17 protein-coding genes and 1 tRNA gene are annotated in these 16,367 nt (G+C 54.4%); 13 read left to right on the top strand and 5 right to left on the bottom strand.

Going from position 1 to position 16,367, the window contains the following annotated elements; translation table 11 throughout:
- Window positions 1-68: 68 nt before the first annotated feature.
- Window positions 69-299, top strand: a complete 231-nt coding sequence (locus ACYVHX_RS22830) for a DUF4287 domain-containing protein (RefSeq protein ID WP_460674010.1) — start codon at window positions 69-71, stop codon at window positions 297-299.
- A 189-nt stretch (window positions 300-488) separates the two neighbouring features.
- On the opposite strand, the gene ACYVHX_RS22825 is transcribed toward ACYVHX_RS22830, so the two are convergent.
- Together ACYVHX_RS22825 and ACYVHX_RS22820 are read right to left on the bottom strand one after the other, a co-directional pair.
- Window positions 489-971 carry a hypothetical protein gene (locus ACYVHX_RS22825; protein WP_460674009.1) on the bottom strand — a complete coding sequence of 161 codons (483 nt, stop codon included), beginning with the start codon at window positions 969-971 and terminating at the stop codon, window positions 489-491.
- Between the two features lie 240 nt (window positions 972-1,211).
- Window positions 1,212-2,564 carry a PhoPQ-activated protein PqaA family protein gene (locus tag ACYVHX_RS22820; RefSeq protein ID WP_460674008.1) on the bottom strand — a complete coding sequence of 451 codons (1,353 nt, stop codon included), beginning with the start codon at window positions 2,562-2,564 and terminating at the stop codon, window positions 1,212-1,214.
- A 331-nt stretch (window positions 2,565-2,895) separates the two neighbouring features.
- Between ACYVHX_RS22820 and ACYVHX_RS22815 the strand changes: the two genes are divergently transcribed.
- Window positions 2,896-4,314, top strand: coding sequence for a carboxylesterase family protein (locus ACYVHX_RS22815; RefSeq protein ID WP_460674007.1), 1,419 nt, complete (start codon window positions 2,896-2,898; stop codon window positions 4,312-4,314).
- 176 nt (window positions 4,315-4,490) lie between these two features.
- The gene (locus tag ACYVHX_RS22810) at window positions 4,491-4,919 is read left to right on the top strand and encodes a hypothetical protein (protein ID WP_460674006.1); all 429 of its coding nucleotides are present in this window, start codon (window positions 4,491-4,493) and stop codon (window positions 4,917-4,919) included.
- Between the two features lie 238 nt (window positions 4,920-5,157).
- Here the strand turns inward: ACYVHX_RS22810 and ACYVHX_RS22805 are convergent.
- Window positions 5,158-5,242: transfer RNA gene (locus ACYVHX_RS22805), tRNA-Ser, on the bottom strand.
- Between the two features lie 138 nt (window positions 5,243-5,380).
- Between ACYVHX_RS22805 and ACYVHX_RS22800 the strand changes: the two genes are divergently transcribed.
- From ACYVHX_RS22800 to ACYVHX_RS22765, 8 genes are all read left to right on the top strand, one after another.
- Entirely contained in the window at window positions 5,381-5,617 is a 237-nt protein-coding gene (locus ACYVHX_RS22800) for a 4a-hydroxytetrahydrobiopterin dehydratase (RefSeq protein WP_460674005.1), read from the top strand.
- Window positions 5,618-5,709: 92 nt separating this feature from the next.
- Window positions 5,710-6,375, top strand: a complete 666-nt coding sequence (gene rsmI / locus ACYVHX_RS22795; protein ID WP_460674004.1) for a 16S rRNA (cytidine(1402)-2'-O)-methyltransferase — start codon at window positions 5,710-5,712, stop codon at window positions 6,373-6,375.
- Window positions 6,376-6,433: 58 nt separating this feature from the next.
- Entirely contained in the window at window positions 6,434-7,633 is a 1,200-nt protein-coding gene (locus ACYVHX_RS22790) for a lipoprotein N-acyltransferase Lnb domain-containing protein (protein ID WP_460674694.1), read from the top strand.
- Complete coding sequence (locus ACYVHX_RS22785; RefSeq protein ID WP_460674003.1) at window positions 7,620-8,468, top strand: inositol monophosphatase family protein; 849 nt, start codon at window positions 7,620-7,622, stop codon at window positions 8,466-8,468. Before ACYVHX_RS22790 ends, ACYVHX_RS22785 begins: the two co-directional genes overlap by 14 nt.
- Window positions 8,469-8,566: 98 nt before the next feature.
- Window positions 8,567-9,103: a YfiT family bacillithiol transferase gene (locus ACYVHX_RS22780; RefSeq protein WP_460674002.1), complete on the top strand. Its 537-nt coding sequence runs from the start codon at window positions 8,567-8,569 to the stop codon at window positions 9,101-9,103.
- Window positions 9,104-9,176: 73 nt separating this feature from the next.
- Window positions 9,177-9,347 (top strand): FeoB-associated Cys-rich membrane protein, encoded by a 171-nt coding sequence (locus ACYVHX_RS22775; RefSeq protein ID WP_460674001.1) that lies wholly within the window; start codon window positions 9,177-9,179, stop codon window positions 9,345-9,347.
- 26 nt (window positions 9,348-9,373) lie between these two features.
- Window positions 9,374-10,798, top strand: a complete 1,425-nt coding sequence (locus ACYVHX_RS22770; RefSeq protein WP_460674000.1) for a DUF4403 family protein — start codon at window positions 9,374-9,376, stop codon at window positions 10,796-10,798.
- Window positions 10,799-10,927: 129 nt separating this feature from the next.
- On the top strand, window positions 10,928-12,145 hold the full coding sequence (locus ACYVHX_RS22765) for a metallophosphoesterase family protein (RefSeq protein ID WP_460673999.1): 1,218 nt from the start codon (window positions 10,928-10,930) through the stop codon (window positions 12,143-12,145).
- A gap of 78 nt (window positions 12,146-12,223) precedes the next feature.
- Here ACYVHX_RS22765 and ACYVHX_RS22760 read toward each other — a convergent pair whose 3' ends face one another.
- Window positions 12,224-12,838 carry a DNA-3-methyladenine glycosylase family protein gene (locus ACYVHX_RS22760; protein WP_460673998.1) on the bottom strand — a complete coding sequence of 205 codons (615 nt, stop codon included), beginning with the start codon at window positions 12,836-12,838 and terminating at the stop codon, window positions 12,224-12,226.
- Window positions 12,839-13,088: 250 nt separating this feature from the next.
- On the opposite strand from ACYVHX_RS22760, the gene ACYVHX_RS22755 reads away from it, so the two are divergent.
- Window positions 13,089-14,078 carry a c-type cytochrome gene (locus tag ACYVHX_RS22755; RefSeq protein WP_460673997.1) on the top strand — a complete coding sequence of 330 codons (990 nt, stop codon included), beginning with the start codon at window positions 13,089-13,091 and terminating at the stop codon, window positions 14,076-14,078.
- 18 nt (window positions 14,079-14,096) lie between these two features.
- Here ACYVHX_RS22755 and ACYVHX_RS22750 read toward each other — a convergent pair whose 3' ends face one another.
- Complete coding sequence (locus tag ACYVHX_RS22750) at window positions 14,097-15,122, bottom strand: sensor histidine kinase (protein ID WP_460673996.1); 1,026 nt, start codon at window positions 15,120-15,122, stop codon at window positions 14,097-14,099.
- 143 nt (window positions 15,123-15,265) lie between these two features.
- On the opposite strand from ACYVHX_RS22750, the gene ACYVHX_RS22745 reads away from it, so the two are divergent.
- Entirely contained in the window at window positions 15,266-16,306 is a 1,041-nt protein-coding gene (locus tag ACYVHX_RS22745; protein WP_460673995.1) for a sensor histidine kinase, read from the top strand.
- Window positions 16,307-16,367: the final 61 nt, after the last annotated feature.

Genomic DNA, 16,367 nt, shown 5'->3' with positions numbered 1-16,367 from the left:
CGGATATATTTGCCCTTGCCAACCAGTACTCAGGCGGCTACTTATTTCCTCCATCAAATTTCGTACTTATGTCTTTCCAAGGCTATCTGAAAACCATCAAAGCCAAAACGGGCAAAGGCCCTGACGATTTCCGCAAACTGGCTCAGGAAAAAGGATTTACGACCCAGGGTCTGTTGAAAGCAGACGTGAAAGCGGGTGAAATTACCAAATGGCTCGCGGAGGATTTTTCGCTGGGCCACGGTCACGCAATGGCCATTTATGCGCTGCTGAAAGGGATTAAGGATGAACAGAGTGAGTAGCATTCATCGTGTCTGACCCAGCTTGGATGCTGGGTCAGACAGAAACCGTTCTTCTACGGTTTTTGATAAGGATCATGCGGTGCTTTCACATTGTTATCGCACGTATTGCCAGCTCCCAAAAAGCTCCCCTGCGTTTGTGATGCCCGTTTATTTCCTGGAGCCCCTGATCGGCAGGCACCCTACCGATAGCTACCGGAGCGAATCAAGCTGTTTTTTCAATTCGGAAGACAAATCATTCCCTTTAACCCACTTTACTTTTGGATTTTGACAGAATGGCAGCGCTTGATTCCCGATCCATTGTTCATAATCCGAGGTTTTAATGGTGGCAAAAAGGGTCCAAATCTTTCTCCCTTCCTTATCCTGCGAAAGAAATTCACCGCACAAAACATACTGCCTTTCAGCTTTGGCCGTATTCAGATAGCCTACTTTCACCGCACGAAAACCGATTGGGACGGGTGGCTGATGACTATGAAAATCAGTGGCAGATGCTTTCAATAGAAATTGACTAACCGCCTTGAGGGAGTCGCTCTGCGTCGGGGCTGAGCGAAAACCGTCCGCAACTCCAGTGGGTGGATTTTTTGTCGTACCTGAATGTATGCTGTTGCTGGCCACTAGCAGCGGAACGAACAGAATCGATAGCAGTTTCAGGATACTCATTCTTCTGTTTTTCATCGGATTCGATTTGAATTTGGCTGATCCAGTCCGGTTTTCAGCTTTCTCATTTTACCGGGAAAAATTGGTCTGGAAATTCGAAGGTAGGAAATCTTCCTAAAAAAGCGCAACCAGTTGTTAGCCAGCCTATTCACCCAACGTATGATCCGGCTTCAGGCGAATCAGCCTTGGGTGGTTTCTTCTAAACCAAAATGGAACAAACGGCTGCGGCCCCGAAAGCAATCGGCGGTTCCTTCCTCGTTACGGCGCTTTCAAGACATATGGAATCGTTGACAGCCAAAACCGCCTGTTGGGAGAAGCAAACTCGACCTCGGCAATGATTGCCTGATGACTCGACGACGGTTTTTCCAAGTCAAACGTATACTGATGCCGGCCAGGAAGCCCTTTTCGGCCGTCGGTTGAATTCACCGAAGTGGCTGGCTTCATTTCCCAGCGGGCGTCCCGGAAATCAGGGGTCGGGGAATGAGCGGTCCAAACCCGGGCCGACACGGCGGAGTCTTTCGTGGTTACCAGCAACCGAACTCCCTTTGCTGTTGGATCGAGGGTACTTTCAACAGTCGGCATTGGTTTTCCCCGGGCAACAGTCTCAATGAAGGCATAAGCCGTTGGAAAAAGGCGAGGATCATGATTGGCGCCAACATGACCTGTATTCGGTAAGGACAACACTGATTTGCTGCCGGCTAAACCGGGCCAGTACAGATTCAGGGCATCGACGGGGGTGTAATCATCGTTCGTACCGACAATGACCAGCTTAGGCATTGTCAGTTGCTGGCGATAGGTATAGGCGTCCACGATCTGCACCAATTGTTGCCCCGCCGGGCTGCTGATTTGTTCAATGACGGCTTTGGCGGCCAAAGCCGACTGATCCAATGCCCCATAGGTGGCATAATAATGCGGTATTTGAGCCACCGAATTTAAGGTATTGAAACCCTGAGCGATGAGTCCAGCTACGCGTGGATCAACCGCAGCCGTTAGCCAGGCCGTATGCCCCCTTTTGGAATGACCCGCCACCACAAACTGTTTTAAAGACGCTCCCCCCTGCTGTGCGCTGGCTGCCTGCAATACATCCATCGCCCGAACCGTCGCTTTAACCATGGGCAGTAGCAACGGCCAGGTGGTCTCTTTGGTTGCCAGAAACTGCTCAAACGTATAATTGAGCAGTTCTTCCTCCTCCTTGCCCTCAAAAAGGGGTTGATTGGGAACGTTGCACAAGATGGCACTGGGAACGCCGGTGGTCTGGGCAAGTTGCTGGAGAGCGGCTTGAGCCTGACTGGCATCAAAGTCCATCTGTAAGGTGAGGAATCCGGTTTGGGAAGATCCAGAAGCCGGAAAGAAGACGTACAAATGATGCTTCCAGGGAATCTTTCGCCAGGTCTGCGACTGCAGGGAAAGATCAAGAAAAATACCCTGAGGGGAATCGACCCGCTTCGTCAACGTCCAGGTAAACGTTGAATCGGGAGCCTTGACATACTGAGGCAGGATGGTTCGAGCCGACTGAAATTCAGCGGGTATACTCCCTTGAACGGCGGGCTGGGGAAATGCACGTCCCCAAATGAAGCTCAACACGAAAAACCGTATGATGCGAATTTTCATTCCAATCCTTGTATGACCCTCCAGGCACTTTACACCTCAATTTTTTCAAATCACATCAGCTGCAAAGACAAACATCCGAGCCCTGGACAATCCACTATGGCCGGGCTTCTACCCGCTCCGGTTCAGGAAACTTTGCTCATGCTTCTTTAAAGCGGTCTTTGTCTTTCAGGTAGCTGCGTGACCAAAGGTACTAAAATCGACAGAACCGGTCTTATTTATTGAGTATGACTTTCTTGGGAAACGCTTCTCCCCTTGTTTCCTGACGGGTAGTTTTTAATTTCAAACGTCTGAATACCCAATCACGCCGGATCGGACTGGCCCCACCCTTATCATGACAAAACCGTCCAACCATGCCGCCATTTTATTTCTGGGCCTTACCGTGGCGATGGGCCTCTTCCAAAGCCTGCTCTATCTGCAAGTGGGCGCCGACCTGCTGACGCGTCCCTCGTTCGCCAATTTCTTTTTGGCGGCTGCTCTGATTTCCTTCTGTGGTACCGCCTATGTACTTCGACAATACTATCTTCGGCAGTTCCGGACGGCTTTGGTAACGGGTTTGTTTGCTTTTTCTACCGCGCTGCTGCGGGTGGTGCTGCTCTATTGTCTACTTGTTCCGCTGACCAGGGCGTTTGAACCCTATTATCCATGGGTTTTAATACTGGATCTCGCAGCCGGCCTGTTGGCAGCGAGCAGTCTGGTGTTTTCACACGCGGGCAAAAACAACTGGTTAAAAGCCGCAGGTGTGTCCGGTATCCTTCTGGTATGCAGCGCGTTAGCCCTGTTGATCTGGTCGATGCAGGCGCATAGGGGCCAAAGTACCCCAACTCTGGAGCGGTTGCAACTGTGGCTTTCCTTTCTCGGCAGTTTACAGCCCTTGTTTTTCATCGGTTATTTCTGGCAGCAACCGGCCGGCCCGTCCCACCCAGCGGATTTGAACCCGTCCAGCTGGCAAACAGCCCTGGTGGACGCAGCTCGATTCGTCGGTATTGCCGCGTTTCTGTTTCTGGGCGTAAGCCTGTTCGGCGAGGGAATGAGGGCCGTTCATCCGCCCCCGGAAGCCATCCGCCTGGCCCGGTTTTTCGAAGCCCGCACGTTTACGAACCGGGATGGTGATACCCTGGCGTATCGACTGCTCAAACCGGAAGGGTATGATTCGACCCAACGTTATCCGCTGCTGGTCAGCCTGCACGGCGGAGCGGGTTACGGCACGGACAACATTCGTCAATTAGCCAGTTGGGAAATTCAGCGCCTGACGGAGCCGGAGAATCGAAAAAAATACCCCGCCTTTATTCTGGCCCCTCAGTGTTCCCGGGGGACCAGTTGGGGTGGATTGCCGCACCTGGTTCCCCGGGATACGATTGTTTTTGCTTTGCTCAACGCCCTGGAACAGGAATTCAGCATTGACTCCAACCGGCGGTACGTGGTGGGAGGATCGCTGGGGGGCTATGGCACCTGGCATTTCATCGGAACCCGGCCCGGCATGTTTGCAGCCGCCATGCCCGTATGTGGAGCCGGCGACCCTGCCCTGTCCAGAAACATGACGAATGTAGCCGTTTGGGCCTTCCACGGCGAAAAGGATCGGAATGTTCCGGTTGAAGGCTCCCGGAAGGTCATCCAGGCAATCCAACAAGCGGGGGGACACCCGCGCTACACCGAGTTTCCGGGCGTTGGTCACTACCTTACCCCCGGCTTAGACGCCACGCCCGGAATACTGGACTGGCTGTTTGCCCAGAGACGGGTAAGCCAGCAGTAACGGACTGTTCTGACATAGTGAGTTCCGGTCTTTCCATCGTCTGCTGAGCTAATGGCTTGTCGGTATTGTGGCTGCCGGCCTGCCGGTCGCCCACCGGCTATCGGCTATTACGGCAACTTTTCAGATACGGGTGCAACCGTGACATCCAGTTCTGCATCTTGAAAAAAAACGCAAAGATGATCTCACCTTCCATTCGTCGCATCGCCCTGGTCGGCGCTATTCTTGGGCTAATCTCTACGGGGGAAGCAATGGCCCAGCCAGGCTACAAACCCGTAAAACCCAACGTAACATACAATACGTATGGGGCAATTTCGATTAAAACCCAGTCCCCTCCCGCTTTCCCCGGGGGTGATGGCGAACTGGCGGAATTCATCCGGGAAAGTGTCCAGGATACTGAAAAACCCATAAAATTAGGCAGGAAGACCTGGTTGACGGCCACGATTGACGGGAGCGGAAAGGTCACTAAACTGGTGCCCTCCACGGACCGTGATCCTACCCTGAAAAAAGAGATTGCCCGGATCGGGGCCTTAATGCCCCGCTGGAAACCGGGTTTGATCAACGACAAAGGCGTCGAAACCTTTTACGAATTTTTAGTGCGCCGGTAATGCGCTGATCTCACCGACTTTCAACTGAAAAGCCTAATTGGAATAAGCCCCAATGGTGGTCAAACCCCGCCTTGGCTTGAAGAGTTACCAAGTTTGAAAGTGATGCCGTAGCGGAATTAAGGGTGGAAGTAACACCGGAAGAAACGCGGTTTTGCTTTAAAATCCGGATCGGCTGGCACCTAATCGTCCGAAAACAAAATAACCCACTTACAACAAGTGGGTTATTGAAACGATTCGGCAGAGGAAGAGGGATTCGAACCCCCGGACCTGTTACAGTCAACAGTTTTCAAGACTGCCGCGATCGACCACTCCGCCATTCCTCTTTGGTCACGTATGTGGCTGCAAAAGTAAGACGGTTTTTCTGTTTTGTCAACACTCCGCCAAAGAATCCTCATTTTTTCCCCACAATCTTCTAACTTGCCGTTCCCAAACAAAGCGGGCCAAAACCCGTTCGTACGGTTATGTGGAAAGAAGAAAACAACCAGCTCACCCGAACCTTCGCGTTCCGGGACTTCAGCGAAGCCTTCGCGTTCATGACCCGCGTGGCCCTCATCGCCGAGAAAATGGACCATCACCCCGAATGGACCAATACTTACAACAAAGTTTCCTTCCGGCTATGCACCCACGACGCGGGCGACACCGTCACGGAAAAAGACCGCAAGCTTGCGGAGGAGATCGACTCAATTGTGAATGAGTGAATGATAGAATGAGTGAATAGATCCGCAGAAATTTGCATCCGGCAGGTTATTCACTCATTCTATCATTCACCCATTCTCTCATTATTAAATCCATGAAGCTCTACCTCGTCCCTACCCCGATTGGTAACCTAGACGACATTACGCTGCGGGCGGTGAAGGTGCTGAAATCGGTGGACGGTATTCTGGCCGAAGACACGCGCACTTCGGGCATCCTGCTGAAGCACCTCGAAATCAGCAAACCGCTCCACAGCTACCACATTTTCAACGAGCACCAGACCGTGCAGCGCGTCATCGCCCAACTGAAAGCGGGCAAAACGCTGGCCCTGGTCTCGGATGCCGGCACACCCGCCATCTCCGACCCCGGTTTTCTGCTCGTGCGCGAGTGCCTCAAAAACGAAATCCCGGTGGAGTGTCTGCCCGGTGCTACGGCTTTTGTGCCCGCGCTGGTCAACTCCGGTTTACCCGCCGACCGGTTTACGTTCGAGGGCTTTCTGCCGCACAAAAAGGGCCGCCAGACCCGCCTGACCGAACTGACCGCCGAAGAGCGCACCATGATTTTTTACGAATCACCCCACCGGCTGCTCAAAACCCTGACGCAGTTTGGCGAGGTTTTCGGTCCCGACCGGCCCGCCAGCGTCTCGCGCGAACTCACCAAATTGTTCGAAGAAACCGTTCGCGGCTCAATCCAGGAAATAATTGCGTATTTTGCCGAAAAAACGATCAAAGGTGAAATTGTCATTGTTGTTCAGGGAAAATAAAAGGCAAGGTGGAAGGGAGAAAGGGAGGAACGGAGGATTCTTTTCGCGCTGTGCCGTCCTGTTTTGCCTACTCCTCTTCTCCTTTCCCCCTTTCTTATCCTCCTCCATTGCCCAAACCCTTTCTCCCCAGGCCAAAATCAGCCTGATTACGGTGGCGCCGGGCGACGAAGTTTATACCTCATTCGGCCATACGGCTTTCTGGGTCAGCGATCCGATGTACGGCGTCGACAAGGTGTATAATTACGGAACGTTTGCGTCCTACACCGATAACTATTATTTAAAGTTTTTGCAGGGCACCCTGCCGTATTACGTATCGGTATACCCGATGCCCAACCAGTTGTATGCGTCGCAGGTCGAAAACCGCTCGGTGAAAGAGCAGGTGCTGAACCTGTCGGCTGCGCAGCGGCAGCGGCTGTATACGATGCTGGAAACCAACGCACTGCCCGAAAACCGGGAATACCGCTATAAGTTTTACTACGACAACTGCGCCACCCGCCCGCGCGATATGCTGGTCAAAGCCTGTGGCGACAGCCTGCGGTTTGTCAACGTCGTCGATTCGACCCGCTCCTACCGCGACTGGATGAACGACTACCTGACGACCCAGCCCTGGGCCCGGATGGGCATGAACCTCGGCATTGGTCGGCCGGCCGACGAAACCGCATCGGCCTGGGAGGCCATGTATTTGCCCGACAACGTGTTTGCCGAAGCCGAACGGGCGCAGCTCAAATCCCCCGACGGACGCGCCACTTCGCTGGTCGCCAACAGCCTGTTTATGTTCCGGGCCGTCACGGTGGAGGAAAGCAACGGTTTTCTGGCCTTCCTGCTTTCGCCGGATTTTGTTTTTGCGGTTTTGCTCGTTGCGGTTTTTCTGATCACCCGCCGGCAGCAGAAACGCGGGCTGCGCGGTTTCTGGCTCGACCGCTGGCTGTTCGGGTTTTCCGGCGTCTGGGGCTGGCTGCTGATCTTCCTGTGGTTTTTCACCGACCACGGCGTCACGACCTGGAACCCGGCGGTTTTGTTTCTGATGCCGCTGCACCTGCCGCTCATTTTCTGGGTGTCGCACCAGACCAATTCCAAAACCATCCGTACCTATTTTCTGTTGACAGGTGTGGGCCTGCTCGCCTTTATTCTTTATGCGGCTCTCCACCACTATCTCTACGGTTACGGTTTCTTTTGGTTAACCTTACTGTACCGCGCCTTTCACCAATACCGTTTTGCATCCACCCAAACCGAACAGCCAACCTATGCCCGCTCGTGATCTTCAGTTAACGCAAATCAGCCAGCAAATCGACGACATCGCCCGGTCGGCCGGGAGCTTCATCCGCCAGGAGAGCCTGCTGTTTTCGCGCGAAAAAATTGAATACAAAGACGTTAACAACCTGGTTTCGTACGTCGATAAGGAAGCCGAAAAGCAGATTGTCGACGCCCTGCACCAACTCCTGCCCGAAGCCGGTTTCATTACGGAGGAAGGAACCATTGGGCAAACCGAAAACCGGTCGGGCCTGAACTGGATCATCGACCCGCTCGACGGTACCGCTAATTTTATTCACGGACTGCCGGTTTTTTCGGTCAGCATCGGCCTGGCCGAAGGCAAAACTCCGCTGGCCGGGGCGGTGTACGACATCAGCCGCGACGAGTGTTTCTCGGCCAGCGCGGGCGGTGGTGCCTGGTATTCGCGAACGGGCGGAACCCCGGAGGCCATCCGGGTGTCGCCTGCCACCAGCCTGGGTGAAAGTATGGTAGCTACCGGTTTTCCGTACCGGATCCTCGATCGGCTGGATCGGTATCTGGCCATTTTTGCCACGCTTATTCAGCGGACGCACGGCATCCGCCGGATGGGTTCGGCGGCAATTGACCTGGCTTACGTGTCCTGCGGCCGGTTTGAAGCCTATTATGAATTCAACCTCAACAGCTGGGACATGGCGGCCGGGGTGTTGCTGGTGCGCGAAGCGGGCGGCATTGTCACCGACTTCAACGGGGGCGACGAGTACCTGTTTCGGGGGGATATTCTGGCCGGATGCGGCATGCAACCCGAGTTGCTGGCCGTGATCGAAGAATACTGGAACAACGAAGGTCCCCTGCCAGCGCGCTGACGAGCCGGTTTTTCGGATCCGGTTTTTCGGAGCTGGACCCGGTTTTTGGCCCATTGCCCTTTCAAAATCCGCCTGCAACGCATCCATCAAGAGCAACCATGACAGACCTCGAAACCCTCCGCTATCCCATTGGCCGGTTTTCCTTCGGGACTACGTACTCATTCGAGCAATCGCAGGAACACATTGCTGCCATTGCGGTTTTTCCGCACAACCTGACCGAACTGGTCGGTAAGTGGGGCGACAACCGGCTCGACACACCGTACCGCCCCGAAGGCTGGACCATCCGGCAGGTGGTGCACCACGTTGCCGACAGCCACATGAATGCTTACATTCGCACCAAACTGGCGCTGACGGAGGCCATTCCAACGATTAAACCGTACGACGAAAACGAGTGGTCCACGCTGCCGGACTACCACTTGTCCATCGCGCCTTCGCTGGTGATCTTGAGCAACTTGCACCAGCGCTGGGTGCTGGTTCTGGAGTCCCTAACCGAAGCCCAGCTCCAGCGGACGTATTTCCACCCCGAAAGCAAAAAGCAATTTACGCTCTCCGAAGCCCTCGCCAACTACGCCTGGCACGGCGAGCACCACTACCAACACGCCTACCAGCTCGCTTTACGGAACCATTGGGTGTAGTTACGAGTTAAAAGTGAGGAGTCATTAGCAGTATAATTGCGCGTTTAACGACCTCACCAAGCCAACTTAAATCATGCAGGAGCTTCTCATCGGCCTTATTTTCGTGGTCGCGCTGGCGTATCTGGGCTGGCGCGGGTGGAAAAGTTTTTTCCGGAAAGAAGCCGGTTGTTCGAAGGGGTGTGGCTGTGCAACGGACACGACAAAACCATCATTTAACAAAGCAGGCCGATTACCAGTTAAGTAGCTGGTAACAAGTATTCCTGGCCTGACATGATAACGGATGATCATACACCTACCCGACTCCTTTCCTGGCTGCTTCTGACGGTTTTTCTGGCCCTGTTCCTGGCGGGGGCGGTTTCCTGCAAGCGCGTAAAACCCGAGCCGCCAGCCGCCCGCAATTTTGACGATTCGCTGGTGGTGGACAGTTCCTACGTCAGCGCCCCGATCCTGTTCGAGTTAGCCGATCTGGAAAGCAAAATTAACCGGGCGCTGGGCGTGGTTTTGGTCGAAAACGCCCAGATCAAAAACGGCATCACCCGGCCGCTGAACCTGCACATCGAACGGGATGGTCCCATCAAACTGGCTTTCGACGGCAACCGGCTGACCTTCGGCGCATCCCTCAAAATCTGGATCAGCAACCCGCTGCGACTCAGCCGCAGCCCCAAAGACACCACCAACCGGGTTTACAGCGCCCTCCAGGTGCGGTTTCGCAGCCCGCTGACCGTCCGCGACGACTGGCGCATGGAAACGCGGGTTGAACTGGAAAATTACCGCTGGATTACCGAACCCGAAATCCGGGTGCTCGGCCTGGCCATTCCGGTGACCAAACTGGCCGACCGGATTCTGGAAAAACGGGAGAACGGCATTGAAGACGCCATTGACAAGGCGGTTTTTAACGAACTCCGGCTCGACCGTGAACTGGCCACCGTCTGGCGCGACATTCAGAAACCGATTCTGATCAACAAAGCCTACGAAAAAGTCTGGCTGCTCCCCCGCCCGTTTGCCGTGCTGGTGGGGCCGCTACGGGGAAACGCGCGCTCCCTGGTCATTCCGATGCGCATCAAGCTCAACGTTGATTCGGAGTTTGGCCCGAAACCGGTATACCCGCTCACCACCCGGCTGCCAAAGCTCCAGAGAGTGGCTTCGTTGCCCATGCTCTCCCGCATTAATCTGCTCAGTCGCATTCCCTACGACCAGATGACCACGGTTTTGAATACCTATGTGGCGGGCAAGAAACTCGACATTATCAACCATCTGGTCGACATTAAGGACGTCAAGGTCTACGGGGGCGAGCACGCGCTGATTGTTCAGACCGACATCAAGGGGGCCATTGGCGGCACGTTGTATTTTCGGGGGCGCCCGGCTTTTGATACGGTTCGCCGGGAACTGGTGGTCCGGGACATCGACTACGACATGCATACCGAGCAATCGCTGGCCAAAGTAGCCGACTGGCTTTTGCACGACACCCTGAAAGACACCCTGCAAGCGGCCCTGAAAATACCCTTACAGGAACACCTGACGCTTTTGCCGGGCAAGATCGAAGCGGCCTTTTCGCGGGGGAAAGCGGGGAAAAAGGCCCGCATCGACATTCCCAAATTCCAGTTGAGTCCCCGGGCCATTGCTGTCCGGCCGGATGGTTTGCACATTCTGCTTCATACCGACGCTGCAATGGTGCTGGAGGTTGTAAATTTGTAAGCAGTTGAGGGAGCGTTGAGAAAGAAGAAAGGGAATCATAAATGTAGAATGTAGAATGCTAAATGTAGACGTCTTGGACAGGGAACACGTTCACATTGATCATTCCCTTGAAAATTGCCTTTATTGCCGATGAAATCAGAAAAAAGAGAACCCGAACAATACGTCGATTTAGGCCATACGGAGCTGGAAAACCACCTTAAAACGCAGGTGGCATTGTACGAAAAACGGCTGAAGGAAGGTACGGCGGCCAACAAAGTAGCCGCCTTCTTCGCCACCAATCTGCTTGGTTTTGCTTATCACTACATCAAAAGCCGCTACGGCCCGAAAGCCGACTACCAGTTTTATCCGGCTCCCAACGGCGACGACGGCATTTATCCGCTGCATACCTACTCCGAAACCGTCACCCTTGCGCTGGTGTCGGACTGGGCCACCGACACGCCCGAATCCGACCTGATCGGCGCCCTGATCCGCGACCGCGACCCCGATTATACGATTCACCTCGGCGATGTTTACTTTGTGGGAACGCCGGAGGAAGTGGCCACCAATTTTACCAACCCGGATGCATCCTGGCACTTTGGCAAACACGGCAGCCTGGCGTTGTCGGGCAACCACGAGATGTATTCCAACGGCACGGCGTTTTTCAAGAAACTGCTGCCCGCCATGAAAATCCGGAAAGGCCCCGAAATTGCGACGCAGCAAGCCGGTTTTTTCTGCCTGGAAAACAAACACTGGCGCATCATCGGCATCGATACCGGTTACAATTCCACCAACCGGCCTTTTCTGGAAGTGTTGTTCAAACCCGACTGCAACCTGCGCGACGAGCACGTCAAATGGCTGACGGAAACCGTCAAACTCAACGACCCGACGGATAAGCGCGGCATCATTTTCCTGAGTCACCACCCGTATTTTTCGTCCTTCCGCGACGATCACCCGGTGGTGGGCCGGCAGCTAAAAACCGCCTTTGGTGCCGCTGACCGGCCGGTTTTGTGGTTCTGGGGACACGAACACCGGCTTTCGTTTTATAATAAATACGGTTTTCAGGACGGTATTCAGGCCTGGGGGCGCTGCGTGGGACACGGCGGGATGCCCGTCGAAACCGATGCGCCCGACCGCGGCCATCTGGGGCAACTGCTGTTCTACGACCAGCGGGTTCGCGAGCGCATCCGTCGGCGCAACGTGGGTTTTAACGGCTTTGCGATGCTGTCTATGAACGGCCCGGCCATCGACATCAACTACATCGACCAGACCAATAAAACCGTCATCGCCGAGCGCTGGACGGTCAGTCCAGCCGGCGATCTATCCTCCGAAATCCTGGAAATTCACCCGGAAGTAACGAAATATGAATGATGGGTGATGAATGATGAACGATGAATGGGCTGAAACAACGCAATTCATCGTTCATCGTTCATCACCCATCATTCCATTCTACGTTTCCGGTTTCCAGCGCCACAAATACCGCGATGCCAGCGTGCGGTGGGGGCGCCAGGGTTCGGCGATTTCGTGCAGGCGCCTGTAGAGGGCCCGGCCGGTTTCGGTTAATCCGTAGGCGCGCACCATTTTTTGCCGGATCACCAGATCGTCGATCGGAAACACATCGGGCCGGTCGAGCACAAACATCAGCAGCATTTCAACCGTCCAGCGCCCCACGCCCTTGATCGGCAGCAGGTACTGCACCACCTCTTCGTCGGTCATGGCACCGAAATAGACCGCATCCATCGGATTTGTCAGCGCAAACTCGGCCACACTTTGCAGGTACAGGGATTTCTGGCCCGAAAGTCCGGCGCTCCGCAGTTCTTCGGGCGACTTGGCGACCAGGTGTTCCGGGTGCGGATAGCCACCGGGGAACAGGGCCAGAAACCGGGCAAAGATGGAATCGGCGGCTTTGGTCGATATTTGCTGCGAAACGATGCTTTCCAGCAGGGCGACATACACCCGGTTTTGGGCCGGAACGTTGTCGTATTGAGTTGCCATTTTTGGTGCGGGGGTAGACTCAATAATCTGCTTCAGAATCAGGTCTTTGGAGAGATGGACAAGCGGCATGATAAACGTCCTTTGGAATCCGTAATGAATCCTAAAGATCGGAAAAGAAACGCAGACGACCCGACGGTTTTATTTTCCGGACCCGGTTTGCCTGCTGCTGGCAAACCACCCGTTCGTTTTGACGCTTCACCTCCAAGTTCGTACGGTTCAGCGAGTTAAGGATTGAGAAATGGAAACCTGAAAGGCAATTTTGTGACGGCCCCGTCAAACAGGCCCTTTTCCACACCATTTCTTTTACGCACTCACTACCATGAAAAAAGTTTTTAAAGGAATCGGCCTGATCCTGGGGGCGGTTCTGCTGTTAGTAGCCGGTTTTTGCGCCTACGTGGCCCTCACGGGCGTTCCCACCTACGATCCGCCCATCCTTACGGAAGAAAAGGTTGACCCGACGCCCGCGCGCATCGCCCGGGGTGAGGTCATCGGCCAGATTCAGTGCATGGCCTGCCATGCCGACAACCAAAACCGCCTGACGGGCAAGTACCTGGGCGAAGTTCCGGCCCTGTTCGGCAAGCTGTACTCGAAAAACATTACCCAGGACCGCGAAAAAGGCATTGGCAGCTGGACCGACGGCGAACTGATGTATTTTCTGCGCACTGGCGTCCGGCGCGATGGGACCTTTGCGCCGATTATGCCGCAATACCCCAATATGGCCGACGAAGACCTGAAATCGGTGGTGGCCTGGCTGCGCTCCGACCGCTTTCCGGTGCAGCCCGCCAACCAGGAAGCGCCCCCGTCGGAATTGAGTTTTGTATCCAAACTGCTGACGCACACGCTGATGAAACCGCTCCCCTACTCGCCCGCCCTCATTTCAATGCCCGACAGCACGGATCAGGTGGCGATGGGCCGGTACACCGCTGACGCCATCGGCGATTGCTACAGTTGCCATTCCGGCGACCTGATCGACCAGAGCAAAACGCATCCGGAGCAAAGCAAGGGCTATTACGGGGGCGGTATCGAGATGAAAAGCGATGATGGCAAGCCGGTTTTTACGGCAAATCTAACGTTTGATGAAAAAACCGGTATTGCCCAAAAATACACGAAGGACCAGTTTATCCGGGTGGTAAAAACGGGGGTTCGGCCCGACGGCTCGATTCTGAAACAGCCCATGTTTCCCCGGCCGATGCTGACGGATCACGAAGTGGGTGCGATCTATGAATACCTGAAAACCGTTCCGAAAATCCAGAACGACATCGCCCAGAAGAATGCCCAGCTCCAACTGGCGGAAAATGTAAAAAAATAACCAGCTGCCGGGCGGTTTTTACACCAGCGGCAGCGTAACGCGGAACTCCAGCCCATCCTCTTCGATCGTCGGGATGGGCTGTCCGAGCATCTGGTATTTGGTCAGGATGTTGCTCAGTCCCACGCCGTTGGAAAGTACCCGCGTCTGTTTTTTTTGCAGGTTATTGCGCACAATCAGGTACTGATCGTCGGTTTTGAGTTCAATGGTGAGCGGTTGCTCGGGCAGAATGACGTTGTGTTTGACGGCATTTTCGATCAGCAACTGGAGGGTCAGGGGTGGCAATTGCCGGGTTTCGGTGCCGGGCCGGATGTGGGTCACCAGCTTCAGGGAGTCGCCGTGGCGGGTTTTAAGCAGGTGGTAATACGATTGGAGAAAATCCAGTTCGTTCGCCAGGGGCGTCAGCGGGTTCTCGTTACTCCGGAGCAGATACCGGTAAACCGAACTGAGTTCTTCGGCAAACAGCTCGGCCTGCTGCGGATTTTCGCTGATCAGGGCGGTGAGCGAATTGAGGCTGTTAAACAGAAAATGCGGGTTCACCTGCTGACGCAAAATCACCAGTTCGGCCTTGAGCTGCGCTTTGCTAAGGGTGTCGATCTCCCGGCGCGACTCCTGCCAGTGGTCGAAACTGTGGATGCTTTCGTAGGTAATCACCACAATGGCGGCAATAACGGTCGTAAAGAGCATTCCCAGCGCCAATTGGGCCACTTGCGGCACAAAACCCGGCAACCCGATGAACCAGTATACGAAGAAAATCACCACCACATGCAGCATGGAACTGAACGCACAGGCGATAAACAGGTGGATGGTTCGGCTGAAGTACTGCTTGGGGTCCGGATATAACGAATTAACTTTCAGGGCGATACCGTTATTGGTATACCAGTTCAGAAACGTATCGACCAGCGTAATGCCGGTTGCCAGGGCCAGCGTGGTCCGGTTCTGCCAGAATGCAGGCCCAATCAGCAACCAGTTCAGAATGCTGATGTGAAACGGAACAAAAAAAAGTTGTAAAACCCAGTCGTAACGGGAATAAGCGGGTAGTTTCATGACAGACCAGTGGCACAGGCCAGTCCTCAAATCTACAAAAAACTCTACACCAGGCAATAACCCGTCCCGCCAGCCTCCCGGGTGAAATTCTGATATTTCTGACGGTTTTGTATCTTTATGAAAAGACTGGAAACGAACCCTTTATGAAAGAGTGTTTTACGCTCAACCGATACGATGTCCTCGTGATGCTGGCCAATTATCCGGCTTTAATTTTTGGCAATTATCTGGTACTGGGGCCGGCGTATTTCACTCATTTCAGCGTCTACATTCCGTTCTCCATCGCAGAAACGGCGCTTTATGTGCTGGTGGCCTGGGTCATGGTGGCCTGGATGCGGATCATGCGCAATGAATACCGGGAACTCGATCAGTCCATCCGGCGAATCATCTATTGCCTGCTCTTTTACGTCTTCGTCACGGCCCTGTTTACCAGCACACTGTACGGCCTGTTTGCGGTTTTCAACCTGCCCGGCTACCGGTTCGACCCGGTTATTTTTCGCTGGACCCTGCTGCTGGGGCTGGTTACGAATATTCTTTCCGTCGGCATTTTGGAATCCGTTTATTCGTACCAGCGGTGGAGAGAAAGTGTTGAGCGCGAATACGGTTTGAAGCAGGTGCACATGCAGCGGCAGCTCGACAGCCTGAAACAACAGGTGAATCCGCATTTTCTGTTTAACAGCCTCAATTCGCTCACCGCCCTGATCAGCGAAAACCCGCAGCAGGCCGAGCTGTTCGCCGAAGAACTCAGTTCGGTTTACCGGTACGTGCTGCGCGCCAACGAACAGAACCTGACCGATCTTGACACCGAGCTGGCTTTCATCCAGTCGTACTATCATTTGCTTAAAACCCGCCACGGAGCCGGTTTGACACTGAAACTGGCAATCGATCAACGGTTTGGAACCTACCAGCTGCCCCCGCTCACGCTCCAGATGCTGCTCGAAAATGCCGTCAAGCATAACGTGGTGCTGGCCGAACAGCCGCTGGAGATCGAAATTCAAACTGACGAGCCGGCCTTTATATCGGTGCGCAACAACCTCCAGAAAAAGCAGACGCGGGTGCTTTCCAACGGCGTGGGACTGAGCAACATCCTGACCAAATACCAGATGCTCGGACAGCCGGTTCCGAGCATTCAGGAAATCAACGGCCAGTTTGTCGTCCGGCTTCCCCTGATCAAAGCCCGGCCCTAATCGGATTCTTCTTTAGTCCCCTTTCCCGGCCGCTTCAGGAGCGGCTTTTTCCGTTTCAGGC

Source organism: Larkinella ripae, from assembly GCF_054780775.1.
Note: the sequence above shows the minus strand (reverse complement) of the source record. Positions and strands in the feature narration are given on the sequence as shown.

Coding starts and splice junctions, on each gene's coding strand:
- ACYVHX_RS22810 (WP_460674006.1), top strand. CDS start 4,491: ATGATCTCACCTTCCATTCGTCGCATCGCCCTGGTCGGCGCTATTCTT.
- ACYVHX_RS22750 (WP_460673996.1), bottom strand. CDS start 15,122: ATGAAACTACCCGCTTATTCCCGTTACGACTGGGTTTTACAACTTTTT.
- ACYVHX_RS22775 (WP_460674001.1), top strand. CDS start 9,177: ATGCAGGAGCTTCTCATCGGCCTTATTTTCGTGGTCGCGCTGGCGTAT.
- ACYVHX_RS22745 (WP_460673995.1), top strand. CDS start 15,266: ATGAAAGAGTGTTTTACGCTCAACCGATACGATGTCCTCGTGATGCTG.
- ACYVHX_RS22765 (WP_460673999.1), top strand. CDS start 10,928: ATGAAATCAGAAAAAAGAGAACCCGAACAATACGTCGATTTAGGCCAT.
- ACYVHX_RS22770 (WP_460674000.1), top strand. CDS start 9,374: ATGATAACGGATGATCATACACCTACCCGACTCCTTTCCTGGCTGCTT.
- ACYVHX_RS22780 (WP_460674002.1), top strand. CDS start 8,567: ATGACAGACCTCGAAACCCTCCGCTATCCCATTGGCCGGTTTTCCTTC.
- ACYVHX_RS22800 (WP_460674005.1), top strand. CDS start 5,381: ATGTGGAAAGAAGAAAACAACCAGCTCACCCGAACCTTCGCGTTCCGG.
- ACYVHX_RS22820 (WP_460674008.1), bottom strand. CDS start 2,564: ATGAAAATTCGCATCATACGGTTTTTCGTGTTGAGCTTCATTTGGGGA.
- ACYVHX_RS22815 (WP_460674007.1), top strand. CDS start 2,896: ATGACAAAACCGTCCAACCATGCCGCCATTTTATTTCTGGGCCTTACC.
- ACYVHX_RS22830 (WP_460674010.1), top strand. CDS start 69: ATGTCTTTCCAAGGCTATCTGAAAACCATCAAAGCCAAAACGGGCAAA.
- ACYVHX_RS22825 (WP_460674009.1), bottom strand. CDS start 971: ATGAAAAACAGAAGAATGAGTATCCTGAAACTGCTATCGATTCTGTTC.
- ACYVHX_RS22785 (WP_460674003.1), top strand. CDS start 7,620: ATGCCCGCTCGTGATCTTCAGTTAACGCAAATCAGCCAGCAAATCGAC.
- ACYVHX_RS22760 (WP_460673998.1), bottom strand. CDS start 12,838: ATGCCGCTTGTCCATCTCTCCAAAGACCTGATTCTGAAGCAGATTATT.
- rsmI (WP_460674004.1), top strand. CDS start 5,710: ATGAAGCTCTACCTCGTCCCTACCCCGATTGGTAACCTAGACGACATT.
- ACYVHX_RS22755 (WP_460673997.1), top strand. CDS start 13,089: ATGAAAAAAGTTTTTAAAGGAATCGGCCTGATCCTGGGGGCGGTTCTG.